Annotated in this window: 10 protein-coding genes and 2 tRNA genes; 9 read left to right on the plus strand and 3 right to left on the minus strand. The window is 40.4% G+C overall.

The genetic code is table 11. The features are described from left to right. Positions 1-173: 173 nt before the first annotated feature. Together AN389_RS03515 and AN389_RS03520 are read left to right on the plus strand one after the other, a co-directional pair. The gene (locus AN389_RS03515; protein ID WP_055013867.1) at positions 174-968 is read left to right on the plus strand and encodes a putative porin; all 795 of its coding nucleotides are present in this window, start codon (positions 174-176) and stop codon (positions 966-968) included. Between the two features lie 469 nt (positions 969-1,437). After that, entirely contained in the window at positions 1,438-2,241 is an 804-nt protein-coding gene (locus AN389_RS03520; protein ID WP_055019266.1) for a putative porin, read from the plus strand. Positions 2,242-2,323: 82 nt separating this feature from the next. Here AN389_RS03520 and AN389_RS03525 read toward each other — a convergent pair whose 3' ends face one another. Beyond that, complete coding sequence (locus AN389_RS03525) at positions 2,324-4,171, minus strand: M2 family metallopeptidase (protein WP_055019267.1); 1,848 nt, start codon at positions 4,169-4,171, stop codon at positions 2,324-2,326. 167 nt (positions 4,172-4,338) lie between these two features. Here AN389_RS03525 and AN389_RS03530 point away from each other — a divergent pair, with 167 nt between their 5' ends. Then, complete coding sequence (locus tag AN389_RS03530; protein ID WP_055013865.1) at positions 4,339-6,615, plus strand: acyl-CoA dehydrogenase; 2,277 nt, start codon at positions 4,339-4,341, stop codon at positions 6,613-6,615. 78 nt (positions 6,616-6,693) lie between these two features. On the opposite strand, the gene AN389_RS03535 is transcribed toward AN389_RS03530, so the two are convergent. After that, on the minus strand, positions 6,694-7,128 hold the full coding sequence (locus AN389_RS03535; protein WP_055013864.1) for a hypothetical protein: 435 nt from the start codon (positions 7,126-7,128) through the stop codon (positions 6,694-6,696). Positions 7,129-7,273: 145 nt separating this feature from the next. Next, positions 7,274-8,242, minus strand: coding sequence for a cysteine synthase A (gene cysK, locus AN389_RS03540; RefSeq protein ID WP_055017280.1), 969 nt, complete (start codon positions 8,240-8,242; stop codon positions 7,274-7,276). A 371-nt stretch (positions 8,243-8,613) separates the two neighbouring features. Here cysK and AN389_RS03545 point away from each other — a divergent pair, with 371 nt between their 5' ends. The 6 genes from AN389_RS03545 to AN389_RS03570 all read left to right on the plus strand — a co-directional run bounded on the left by AN389_RS03545 (position 8,614) and on the right by AN389_RS03570 (position 13,381). Further along, the gene (locus AN389_RS03545; protein ID WP_055013862.1) at positions 8,614-9,765 is read left to right on the plus strand and encodes a dicarboxylate/amino acid:cation symporter; all 1,152 of its coding nucleotides are present in this window, start codon (positions 8,614-8,616) and stop codon (positions 9,763-9,765) included. A gap of 157 nt (positions 9,766-9,922) precedes the next feature. Continuing rightward, a complete protein-coding gene (uvrY, locus tag AN389_RS03550) occupies positions 9,923-10,573 on the plus strand; it encodes a UvrY/SirA/GacA family response regulator transcription factor (protein WP_004589511.1) in 651 nt (216 codons plus the stop codon). 11 nt (positions 10,574-10,584) lie between these two features. Beyond that, complete coding sequence (gene uvrC / locus AN389_RS03555) at positions 10,585-12,408, plus strand: excinuclease ABC subunit UvrC (RefSeq protein WP_055017282.1); 1,824 nt, start codon at positions 10,585-10,587, stop codon at positions 12,406-12,408. 42 nt (positions 12,409-12,450) lie between these two features. Next, positions 12,451-12,996 (plus strand): CDP-diacylglycerol--glycerol-3-phosphate 3-phosphatidyltransferase, encoded by a 546-nt coding sequence (pgsA, locus tag AN389_RS03560; protein ID WP_055019268.1) that lies wholly within the window; start codon positions 12,451-12,453, stop codon positions 12,994-12,996. A 208-nt stretch (positions 12,997-13,204) separates the two neighbouring features. Further along, positions 13,205-13,280, plus strand: a tRNA-Gly gene (locus tag AN389_RS03565). 27 nt (positions 13,281-13,307) lie between these two features. Next, a tRNA-Cys gene (locus AN389_RS03570) sits at positions 13,308-13,381 on the plus strand. Positions 13,382-13,476: the final 95 nt, after the last annotated feature.

A 13,476-nucleotide genomic window follows, 5' to 3' on the forward strand; every position in this document is an offset into this window, starting at 1 on the left:
TTGACTACATGTTGCAACTACTTTAAATTTACAGTTTCTTACACCTACTTACAATTAACTTAATAAATACAATTGCTTAATTAAGTTTTCATTCAGTTTCCCAGCGTTAGCATGTCCCCACTTTAGTCAATGAGCTAAAGCATAAAAAGCAATGCACAAAGGGAAGTCTTACAATGAAAAAATTAGCAGTTATTATTTCAAGCATTTTATTATCTAGCACTGCGGCTGCTGCAGACAGCTACAATTCAATCAGTAATTTAAGCTACAAAGATAGCGATAACAACGACACTGTTGCTGTAGACTCTATTTATTACCTATCTCCTAAAAAAACATTAGGTCCGTACGATCAGTTTGAATACATCAATAAGCAAACTAACGTATACGGCAGCTACGCTGATGACGACTTTGGCGATTTAACGAATGTTGGTGGTGAGTACTTCATTAATGAATTTTTAGTAGGTGCTTCTTACGAAAATCTTGACCCAGATTCGGGCTCTAACGGTGAGCTTTACAAGCTAACTGGTGGCTACTTCTTTAACCCTGATTTATTAGCAAAAGTAACGCTTGTTGAAAACAAAGACGGTGATGACTTTGCTTTGTTTGATTTAGCATACAATCACATGCTAAACAGCACAGACTACGTAGGTGTAACACTTACCGCAGATGACGATTTTGATTACCGCGCCGTTGCAGCTAAATACTTTATAGACTTACAACAAGGTAATTTTTTAACGTTTGAAGGTAAATACGAGAGCATTGAAGATGCAGAAAACCAGTGGGTAGCAGAAACTAACTACTACTTCTCAAAAGCAACCTCGGTATTTGCTAACTACAACAAGCAAGATACATACAGCTTTGGTGCTCAGCACTTCATCAATAAAAACATTGGTCTTAAAGTAGGTTACGAGAACAATGCAGATGACTCTGATAACGATGCATACTTTGCAAACATGCGTTTTCAGTTTTAATTAAGCCCTTACTTAATTAAAAGCAAAAAGCCCGCTACTGTAGCGGGCTTTGTTGTTTTTAACTTAAATAAACCGTGATAAAAGTATTACGAAGTGCAATTACGGCTTTTGCTCTGCTCATCTAAGTTAATTTTTAAAATTAAAAATAATTTTTTGAAAAATGAAAAAAATATAACTGAAGGAAGCTACATTGGTGAGGTTTATCGAATAGTTAAGTTGGATTCAGTTTAGCGATAGTTTGTACCTTAATTGTTACTTTTTAGGTTTAAATGATGACACATAACTCTTTGATAGATTTAAGGTGCATTTTATATTTACATTTATTCGAAACTGTTAACAATGTGAGTGGCCAGTATAGAGTTTAATTTGTTCACTCATTCATTTTTTGTTCATTTTATACTGTTAGGATGCGCCCCGACTTTGGCTAGAGAGCCTAAGCATAGACAAAAAGATTTATAGGGAATTAAAAATGAAAAAATTAGCCGTTATCATTTCGAGCATTTTATTATCAAGCGCTGCAACCACTGCAATGGCTGCGGATACTTACCAATCAATCAGCCATGTAGGATACGTGGATGTAGATGGTGATGACACTGTAAGTGTTGACTCAATTTATTATTTCTCTCCAAAAGCGACATTAGGTCCTTACGATCAATTTGAGTACATCAATAAGCAAACAAATGTTTATGGTTCATACAGCGATAATGATTTTGTAGATGTTACTAACATTGGCGGTGAGTATTTTGTACAAGATTTCGTATTAGGTGCACAGTACAATAATTTCGATACGGATTTTGGCTCAAGCACGGATGTAATTGAACTTTCTGCTGGTTACTTTTTTAACCCAAACCTTGTATTAAAAGCAACGTTTGTAGATGTAGAAGATGCTGACAATCAGTTTGTGTTTGACCTAGCATATAACCACGAACTAAACAGCACTGATTATATCGGCTTTACAGTAACAGCAGATGATGAGTTTGACTACCGTGCAGTAGCAGCTAAGTACTTTGTTGATTTACAGCAAGGTAACTACTTAACTGTTGAAGGTAAGTTTGAAGATGTTGATGGCGGTTCAAGTAACTGGGAATTAGCATCTAACTACTATTTTAGTAAAGCAACATCAGTATTTGTGACAGTTAATAAGAACGATGATTACACTTTTGGTGCTCAACACTTCTTCAATAATAATGTTGGTTTAGAAGCAGGTTACGGCAATAACTGGGATGATTCTGATTACGATGCTTACTTCGCAAATCTAAGCTTACAGTTCTAATTTAACTAAAAATTAGAATATGAATAAAAAGCCCGCTCATTTGAGCGGGCTTTGTTGTTTTTAATGTTTGAGCTTAATTATATTACCAGCCGCAATTACGGCCTTTGTTCTGCTCATCTAAATAGCGTTGCAGCGGTGCAAAGTAATCAAGCATGGCGGTTGCATCCATTTGCGGCTTGCCAGTGATGGTTTCAAGGGCTTCTTGCCATGGACGAGAAGAGCCCATTTCTAGCATTGCGTTTAGTTTTTCGCCTGCTTCTTTTGAGTTGTAAATAGAGCAGCGGTGAATGGCTTTATCGTTACCGGCTATTTCACATAAACTACGATGAAATTCAAACTGTAAAATATGCGCTAAAAAGTAACGTGTATAAGGAGTGTTGCCTGGTACGTGGTATTTAGCACCAGGGTCAAAGTCGTCTTCGCTGCGTGCGATAGGCGCTTTCACACCTTGGTATTTTTCACGTAGCTCCCACCATGCTTTATTATAATCTTGTGGCTTTACTTGGCCCGAAAATACCTGCCAGCGCCATTGGTCAACCATTAAGCTAAAGGGCACAAAGGCGACTTTATCTAGCGCCATTTTCATTAGTAAGCCAATGTCTTTTGACTCATCAGGTACTTGCTCTAGTAAGCCAATTTCTTTTAAGTAGCCTGGTGTAACCGAAAGGGCAATGGTGTCGCCAATCGCTTCATGAAAACCATCGTTGGCACTTTCTTGATAAAATAAAGGCTGTTTATTATAAGCGCGCTGATAAAAATTGTGGCCTAGCTCATGATGAATAACAGAGAACTCTTCGCCTGTGCGTTGAATACACATTTTAATACGTAAATCGTCTTTACTGTCTATATTCCATGCAGAGGCATGACACTGCACGTCTCTGTCTTTTGGTTTTACAAATAATGAGCGCTCGTAAAAGGTCTCTGGCAGTGGCTCAAATCCCATTGAGGTAAAAAAGGTTTCAGCCCCTTTTACCATCTTAAGCTCGTCGTAATTATTTTTAGCTAATAGCTCGGTAACATCGTAACCCGGATCGGCGTTTTCTGGTGCGACTACATCGTAAATGTTACCCCATGCTTGTGCCCACATGTTTCCTAATAAATGCGCAGGAATAGGCTCATCTTGTGGCACTTTATCGGTGCCGTATTTATCGCCTAATTTAGCGCGTACATGGCAATGCAGTGAGTTATAAAGTGGCTTTACTTGCCCCCAAATGCGGTCAAGCTCGGTTGTAAAGTCATCGGCGGGCATATCGTACTTGCTGCGCCACATTGCGCCGGTATCAGCATAACCTAGCTCTTTAGCCCCTTCGTTTGTTAGGGTTACTTGTTGCTCGTAAAGTGGGCGCATTGGCTTTGAAATTTGACGCCACCCTTGCCATAAATCAAGTAGCTCGTTGTAATCACGGCTGGTGGCCATTTTTGCGGTCATATCACCAAGGCTTAAACAGCTGCCATCGTCTTTACAATATTTACCTTTACCGTATAAACCACCTAGCTCTGCCACAATAGTTGAAAGCTGAGCTGTTTTTTCAGTGTCCTGTGGAGCGGGTAAAGTAAGCGCAAGTTTAAGTTTATTAAGCTTGCGGCGTGCATCGTAATCCAGCGCTAAGTCGTCAAATTGGGCTGCCTGATTAGCTAAACGTACGACCGACTCGGTCATTTTACGATTAACCTCGGCAGATAACGCCGAGGTGTCGTGTGTTATAAAATTTGCGTAAATCCACTCAGCGCGGCTCGACTCTAGGTAAAGCTCACTGAGTTCTTGCTCGGCTTTGGCAATAAACGCATTGGCATCTTGTTTTGTAAGAGGAGACTCTGATTGTGCTGAATCGGTAGTGTCTATGGCTATTTCAGCTTCGCAGGCGCTCAGCGCTAATGTGCTTGCGACTATTAAGGCGCTCATACTTAATTTAAAGCGTGGTGTGTTCATTGTATTCCTTTGGTTTATTGTTATTAAGAGAGTGATAATAGCAGCGATGTTTAAAACAATGAAATTAATACGTTAAGGCGTGTGGCACATCGCGCAATGATTGTATTTAAACTAAGATGGGTCATAATTAAGTTACTATTTTCATTCAATGTAAAAGGAATGTGCTCATGTCGGTATTTATAATATTGCTGGTCGTGGTGGTGGTTATTTTTGCAGTCAAAGATATTCGCCTCAACCTGATCAGCCGTCCTACGTTTAAAATGTTTAAAAAGGTACTTCCGCCGCTCTCGCAAACTGAGCGAGAGGCAATGGAAGCCGGCGATGTATGGTGGGATGGTGAGCTATTTAGTGGTAACCCAGATTGGCAAAAACTGCATAACTTTCCTAAACCTGAGCTTAGTGCTAAAGAAAGTGACTTTATGGATAATCAGGTTAACACGCTACTGGCGATGCTAGATGATTACCAAATTGTACAAAAAGACAAAGACCTGCCAAAAGAAGTCTGGGATTACTTAAAAACAGAAGGCTTTTTTGCGCTGATCATTCCTGAAAAATTTGGTGGGAGAGAGTTCTCTGCCATTGCTAATTCAACCATAGTGTCAAAAATTGCCACTAAAAGCTTAACTGCCGCTGTGACGGTTATGGTGCCTAACAGCTTAGGCCCAGGTGAGTTATTACTACATTACGGTACAAAAGAACAACAAGAGCGCTGGTTACCAACACTTGCTAACGGTAAAGATGTGCCGTGTTTTGCACTTACTGGCCCAGAAGCTGGCTCTGATGCAGGTAGTATCCCTGACTCTGGCGTAGTATGTAAAGGCCAGCATAATGGTGAAGAGGTAATAGGCCTGCGTTTAAATTGGTCTAAGCGCTATATTACACTGGCGCCTATTGCAACTGTACTTGGCCTTGCTTTTAAAATGTATGACCCCGATGGGCTACTTGGTGATGAAAAAGAGCTTGGTATTACCTGCGCACTAATTCCTACCGATCACGAAGGGGTAGAAACCGGCGAGCGCCATTATCCTTTAAATATGGCATTCATGAACGGGACTACTTACGGTAAAGATGTATTTATTCCACTAGATTGGATTATTGGTGGTCAACAAGGTGCAGGACGAGGCTGGCGTATGCTGGTTGAGTGTTTAAGTGCTGGGCGCGGTATTTCATTGCCAGCACTGAGTACGGCAACAGGGCATTTAGCGTCAAAAATGACCTCTGCTTACGCCATGGTGCGCCAGCAGTTTGGTGTATCTATTGGCCAGTTTGAAGGTGTACAAGAAGCACTAGCCCGTATTGGCGGATTAACATATACACTTGAGTCAGCACGGTTAATGACTGCCGGTGCCATTGATTTAAAATTAAGCCCCTCGGTAGTGACCGCCATCGCAAAATACCATATGACCGAAATGGGCCGTACGGTAATGAACGATGCAATGGATATTCACTCAGGTAAAGGAATACAAGTGGGCCCTAATAACTATTTAGCCCATGGTTATATGGGCATTCCGGTATCTATTACGGTTGAAGGGGCTAATATTTTAACGCGTAACCTAATGATATTTGGACAAGGTGCCACCCGTTGTCATCCGTTTGTGTTAAAAGAAATGGAAGCTGCCGCAATGGAAGACGACGATGCAGCACTTGATCAATTTGATAGTTTATTGATGAAGCATATTTTATTTGCAGCCAGTAATGCAGGCATGGCTTTTTTGCATGGCTTAACACGTAGCTGTTTTGCTAAAGCGCCCGTGTGTGGTGCAACCGCTGTTTACTACAAACAGCTAAGCAGAATGAGTCGAGGCCTTGCTTTTACAACCGATGTAGCCATGTTGGTACTTGGTGGCGAGCTAAAGCGTAAAGAGATGATTTCAGCGCGTTTAGGTGATGTACTAAGTCATTTATATTTAGCGTCTACAGTGTTAAAGCGCTTTGAAGATGAAGGTCGTCAGCAAGCTGACTTACCGTTTGTGAAATACGCAATTGAAAACTCATTGTATGAAATTGGCCAAGCGTTTGATGGCTTTTTTAAAAACTTTTCAAACCCGGTGGTTAACTTTTTACTTAAACGCATTGTGTTTCCGCTGGGGAATCATTACCACAAGCCAAGTGATGAAACAGCCCAAAGTATTTGCGAGCATATGACGCAACCAGGGGTGTTTAGAAACCGTTTAACGCACTTATGTTATGTAGATGAAAATGCGGGCACGGGCGTGATGGAAAATGCTTTTTTAGCTATGCACGATATGCAAACACAGTTTAAAGACTTAAAACAATGGCAGCGAAAAGGTAAGGTACCTGCGACACTGGATATAGAAGGCGCGATTAATTATGCGTTAGAGCAAGGCTTTTTAGAGCAAGCTGATGCCGATGCAATGCACCATACCAATAAACTAAGAAAACAAGCCATTGCCGTTGATAACTTTAAACCCGGTGAGCTTTGATAAAATTCACATTTAGCTAAAATGCAAAAGGCCTCGTATTTGAGGCCTTTTTTATAATTGAGTATTTGCAGCTCGCGTTTAGCGTGCGTAAGGGTCTGCCACTATTTTGTCTATATACCATTTCCCTTTTTTACGAAGCATTTTTACGCTGCGCATATCGTCAATTTTATCACCATTAAAATAACCGGTAAAAATTAGATTTATTTTGGCGTTATCACCATATTGTTCGCGCACACTCATATTGGTCATATCGACTTCAATCACAACTTCATCGTATTGTAGGTTGACTAAGTTTCGGGCAAATTGTTTAGCGGTGCCGTAAGATTTCATTATGCGGCTGAGATTTGGGGTGGCCATTGTACTGGCTTTTTGTAAATCTTTTTGATTGTATAACGCATCAAAGTAGGCAGTGGCTGTGTCGCCGGGTGAGTCGCCCAGTGTTTGCACGTTATCGCCACAGGCGGTTAAAAATATGCAAACTATAAAACTTAAATAAGTTGTTATTTTTTTCATGGTGTATTTTTTTAATTAATTTTTTAAAGTGTGTGATTAATTAAACAAGATGTAAAGCAGCACCGCGTAATAAATAGAAAATCGAATCATAAATAATAAAAAAGGATGCCATAAGCATCCTTTTTAGTATCTCAAGGAGAGAAGTTTACTGTACTAATTCTTGCTCGCTAAATTCTTCTGCAAAAAGTGGGCTTGATAAGTAACGCTCCGTTGCACTTGGTAAAATTACCACAATGTTTTTGTCCGCGTTTTCTGGTTTTTCAGCATAGCGTTTAGCGGCAACAACCGCTGCGCCCGAAGAAATACCTACTAAAATACCTTCTTTTTTCATTAGTTCATGAGCCATTGCAATCGCATCTTCGTTTGATACTTGCTCAGCAGCATCAATCACACTTAAATCAAGGTTACCAGGAATAAAGCCCGCGCCAATGCCCTGTATTTTATGTGGACCTGGTTTAACTTCTTCGCCTGCAAGCGTTTGGCTAATAACAGGTGAATTAGTTGGCTCAACTGCAATCGCTTTAACATCTAGGCCTTTTTCGTTTTTAAGGTAACGACTAACACCTGTAATAGTACCGCCAGTGCCTACGCCTGCTACAAAAAAGTCGATATTGCCATTAAGTGCTTCAAAAATTTCTGGACCCGTTGTTTCAAAGTGAATTTTAGGGTTAGCTGGGTTTTCGAACTGTTGTAATAAAATGTATTTTTCTGGATCGGTTGCTTGAATTTCTTTTGCTTTTTCAATTGCGCCATTCATACCTTTAGCACCATCTGTCAGCACTAAGTTAGCGCCTAATGCTTTTAATAGTTTGCGGCGCTCTAAGCTCATTGTATTGGGCATGGTGAGTGTTAATTTGTAACCACGTGCTGCTGCAACAAATGCAAGGGCGATACCTGTATTACCCGATGTAGGTTCAATTAGTTCTTTACCTTCAACAAGCTGACCTGATTTTTCAGCTTCCCAAATCATTGATGCACCAATACGACATTTAATACTAAAGCTAGGGTTACGCGATTCTACTTTAGCGTAAACGTTACCGCCTGTTACGCGATTAAGTTTTACCAGTGGTGTATTACCAATGCTTAGTGAGTTATCTTCAAAAATAGTAGACATAATGTTCCTTTGGATACAATCTGATCAATGTGTTAATAGCCTTTGCTATTAACTATATAAATACACTTTACTGCGAGTTTAAAAAAACTAAAGTAAAGTTTGGCTATAACATATATCTATTGAGCTTATAACTAGCCGAAATAAAAATTAGTTATTATTGTTGCTTTAGTTATTAAGAATGCGGGCTTATTTTTAAATTTAAAGAGTAAACCTTGTCACTTAGTTAAAAAATGCGCGAGATAGGCTAATAATTGAGATGATTTTGTGTGTTATTTGTGCACATGAATATAACTTGAATACTTTTATCACACAACGCGTCTAAAACATGTTAAAAACACACTATCTATATTCAATTCAACTAAGCAATCACAATGAAGTTAATCTTAAAATTAATTGCCGGTATTGTGGCCGGTATTTTAGTCGGGCTTTATGTGCCTCTCACTGGTGTTGAGCTTTTATTTACTATTAAAGAACTTATTGGCCAACTCATATCTTTTACCATCCCATTAATTATTTTATTTTTTATTGCTTCGGGAATTGCTGGCTTGCCTAAAGGGTCAGGCCATTTATTAGGTAAAACAGTTGGCTTTGCTTATAGCTCTACAGTAATTGCAGGTACGCTTGCATTTTTACTGGTAAGTGCGGTTATCCCACTTTTAAGTGGAAATATTACATTTGAAGCCGAAGTAGCTACAGAAATTGGCAGTTTTATTGATTTAGAAATCCCACCGCTGATGGGGGTAATGACAGCCCTTGTGACTGCGTTCGTATTTGGCATAGGCATGAGCCAACTTGAGTTAGAAGCACTTAAAAAAGTGTCTGATCAGGGTCGCGATGTAATCGATGCATTATTATCTAAAGTAATTATTCCAGCGTTACCATTTTATATAGCGGGTGTATTTGCAGAAATGACCGTAGCTGGTACCGTGGTAGATACACTGCAAACATTTGGTGTAGTGCTTATTGCAGCACTTGTTATGCATTGGCTGTGGTTAACCGTATTGTATGTTTCTACAGGGTTACTGCTTAAACGTAACCCGTTGGAGTTAGTTAAAAATATGCTGCCTGCTTATTTTACAGCGTTGGGTACAATGTCGAGCGCGGCTACAATTCCAGTTTCGTTGCAATCAAGTAAAGCAAATAACGTAAAAGAAGATGTAGCAAACTTTACCGTGCCACTGTGCGCTACCATTCACTTATCGGGCTCTACTATTACGATTGTGACATGTGCAATGGCCGTTATGTTTTTATCGCCAAGTATGGAAGTTCCCTCTTTAGTGGGGATGCTGCCGTTTATTATGATGTTAGGGGTAGTCATGATTGCAGCGCCAGGTGCACCTGGCGGAGCAGTAATGTCGGCGCTGGGCTTATTAACCAGCATGCTTGGCTTTAACGAAGGGGCTGTTGCATTAATGATTGCTCTTTACCTTGCGCAAGATAGTTTTGGTACAGCGTGTAATGTTACAGGCGATGGTATTATTGCCCTTTGGGTAGACCGTTTTAGCGAAAAAGCAGCGTCATAAAAACTAAAGTACTGGTTTTTAGCAGTAGTAAAATAATGCTAAAAGATGAGTACACCTAAAGCGAAGCAATAATATTAGTTATTGTTTCGCTTTAACTGTGGTAATGTGGCAAATTAGATTGTTTGTCGCGTATTGTTAGGTTAATGAGGGTATTACATTGATTAATGTGCTTTTAGTTGATGACCATGAGCTGGTACGAACTGGTATAAAACGTATATTAGATGACGTACGTGGTTTTAAAGTGGTAGGCGAAGCTAAAGATGGAGAGGCTGCGGTACAGTTTTGTCGCCAGCACGCACCTAATATTGTATTAATGGATATGAACATGCCTGGTATGGGCGGCTTAGAGGCTACTAAAAAGATTTGTCGCTATTGCCCAGACGTAAAAATTATTGTGCTTACGGTTAATTGCGAAGACCCATTTCCATCAAAAGTGATGCAAATTGGCGCGCATGGCTTTTTAACCAAAGGTGCGGGTTCTGATGAAATGGTTCGTGCTATACGTTCTGTTCATGCGGGACAGCGTTATATAGCCCCTGAAATTGCACAGCAAATTGCCCTTGCGCAAGTCACAGGGCGTACCGACGAAAACCCTTTTCAAAGCTTATCTGAGCGCGAGCTACAAATCATGCTAATGATCACCAAAGGTGAAAAAGCACAAGATATTGCTGAGCGCTTAAATTTAAGTTCAAAAACAGTAAATAGCTACCGTTACCGTATGTTTGAAAAATTAAACGTAGGAGGCGACGTAGAGCTTACTCATTTGGCTATTCGCCATAAAATGATTGATATAGACGTATCTCATTAATTTTTTAATTTATGTCTGAATTCGATCACGCCCAATTTTTAAAAACGCTATCAAGTGAGCCGGGTGTATACCGTATGCTTGATAGTGAACATCAAGTTATTTATGTCGGTAAAGCTAAAAACTTAAAAAAACGGGTAAGTAGCTACTTTAGATCTAATCTAACCGACAGCAAAACCCGTGTGTTAGTGAGTAATATTTGCGATATTGAAGTGACGCTTACAAACACCGAAACCGAAGCGCTACTGCTTGAAAATAACCTTATAAAAAAATATCAGCCGCGTTATAACATTTTACTACGTGATGATAAGTCATACCCCTATATATTACTGACCAGTCATAAACATCCGCGTTTAGCCTTTCATAGAGGCAGCCGCAAGGTAAAAGGCGAGTACTTTGGGCCTTTCCCAAGCGCTGGTGCAGTGTCAGAAAGTTTGCGTTTAATGCAAAAAATATTTCCGGTTCGTCAGTGCGAAGATGCCTATTACCGTGCCAGAAGCCGTCCATGTTTGCAGTATCAGCTAAAGCGTTGCTCCGCACCGTGTGTTAATAAAGTGACGGAGCAAGAGTACGCCGAACAAGTTGATTATGTACGTAAGTTTTTAACTGGCAAGTCGCACGAAGTAATAGCCGATTTAATAAAAAAAATGGAAGCGGCGAGTAAAGATCTTAACTTTGAGCTTGCAGCAAAAGTGCGTGACCAAATCATGCTGCTTCGCAAAATGCAGGAGCAACAGTCTATTTCAGGTAATTTTGCTGAAATGGATGTGGTGGGTTTTGCGCACTTAAATGGACTAAATGGGATTCACTTATTAATGATCCGCGATCATAAAGTGTTAGGCAGTAAAACCTACTTCCCTAAGGTGCCTAAAGATTCAGGCCAAGAGGAAATACTCACTTCGTTTTTAGGGCAATATTATTTAGCGCCGGGTGCGACAGGGCGCATAGCAAAAGAAATTATTTTACCGTTTGAGATTGAAGAAAGTAGTGCATTGAGTGAAGCCCTAACGCAAATTAGTGAGCGCAAAGTATCCCTTAAAGTGGTTACCCGCGGAGAGCGAGCACAATACCTTCAGCTTGCTAATAAAAATGCACTAAACAGTATTACCGTAAAACAAAGTACGCAAGATTCTATAAACAAACGTTATGCACAATTAAAAGCGACCCTAGGGTTAGATGATATAAACAGAATGGAATGTTTTGATATCAGCCACACCATGGGAGAGAACACAGTAGCCAGTTGTGTTGTATTTGATTCGCAAGGGCCAAATAACAAAGAGTACAGGCGTTACAACGTGACAGGTATAACCGGCGGTGATGATTACGCAGCAATGGAGTTTGCCCTTAACAAGCGCTATAACAAAGTGGTAGATGAAGAAAAAATTCCTGACGTTATATTTATTGACGGTGGTAAAGGGCAACTAGGCCGTGCTGAGCAATACTTTGCTACGTGGCCACATGCTAAAATGCCGCTGTTAGTGGGTGTAGCAAAAGGCACAAGCAGAAAGCCAGGCCTTGAAACCTTATTAATAGATGGCGGGCGAAAGACGATTCCTATGGATTCGGATGCGCCAGCGCTTCATTTAATCCAGCATATACGCGATGAATCGCATCGATTTGCCATTGCAGGGCACCGTAATAAGCGCCAAAAACAGCGCACGCAATCATTATTAGAAGAGATCAACGGAGTAGGCTCTAAGCGTCGCCAAACATTATTAAAATATTTAGGGGGCATGCAAGGGGTAAAAGCTGCTAATATAGAACAGTTAAAAAAAGTTCCTGGGATCAGTCCTGACATGGCTGAGAAGATATTTAACCATTTGCATGACAAGGGCTAGCCCTTCATGCGAATATAGAAAAAAAGACATATCCAAGTAGTTATGTGGAATATTCCAAACACACTCACAACCTTTAGACTTTTTCTTATCCCCATATTTTTGGTGATATTTTACTTGCCTTATAGCTGGGCGTTTTTTGCTGCCGCTTTTATTTTTTGGCTGGCATCAATTACCGATATACTTGATGGCTATTTAGCGCGAAAGCTAGAGCAATCTACGCCTTTTGGTGCATTTTTAGACCCGGTAGCTGATAAGGTTATGGTGTGTGCTGCACTTGTTGCGCTCTCTGAACATTATCAGTCTATGTATATGACAATCCCCGCGCTTATTATCATCAGCCGTGAAATAGTGATCTCTGCATTACGCGAATGGATGGCCGAACAAGGTAAACGTGGTAATGTAGCAGTATCAAATATGGGCAAAATAAAAACCGCAGCGCAAATGCTGGCGATTATTGGCCTGATATGGCAATTTGACACGTGGATGGTCTATTTAAGTTTTGCCTTATTGTATATAGCTACCTATTTAACACTGAGTTCTATGGTGCAATATTTAATGGCCGCATGGAGTGAATTGACCAAAAATTGATTGTAAACGTCTAATAACGCACCGTTTTAGATAAAAAATAATCAAACAGTTCAAAAGTGGCATTTTTTGTGTTGACGCGTTTAATAATCTCTGTAGAATGCGTCCGTGTTGAGAGGGCATAGCCCCTAAGATAAAGAAAACCAAAGTTACTTAATTACCAGCGCAAACATCGCAAGATGTTGAATAACGCAGATAATTAAATAATAATGCGGCACTAGCTCAGTTGGTAGAGCGCGACCTTGCCAAGGTCGAGGTCACGAGTTCGAGCCTCGTGTGCCGCTCCAAGTTTTCATTAGGTTGTCCAACGGTTTGGCGGAATGGCAGAGTGGCCATGCAGCGGATTGCAAATCCGTCCACCTCGGTTCGACTCCGGGTTCCGCCTCCATTCAACACTCCACATGCTTTAAATAGCAAACTCGATGCCCGAGTGGTGGAATTGGTAGACACAAGGGATTTAAAATCCCTCGACTAACAAGTCGT

It is taken from the genome of Pseudoalteromonas sp. P1-7a (assembly GCF_001401855.1).
Lineage (GTDB): Bacteria > Pseudomonadota > Gammaproteobacteria > Enterobacterales > Alteromonadaceae > Pseudoalteromonas.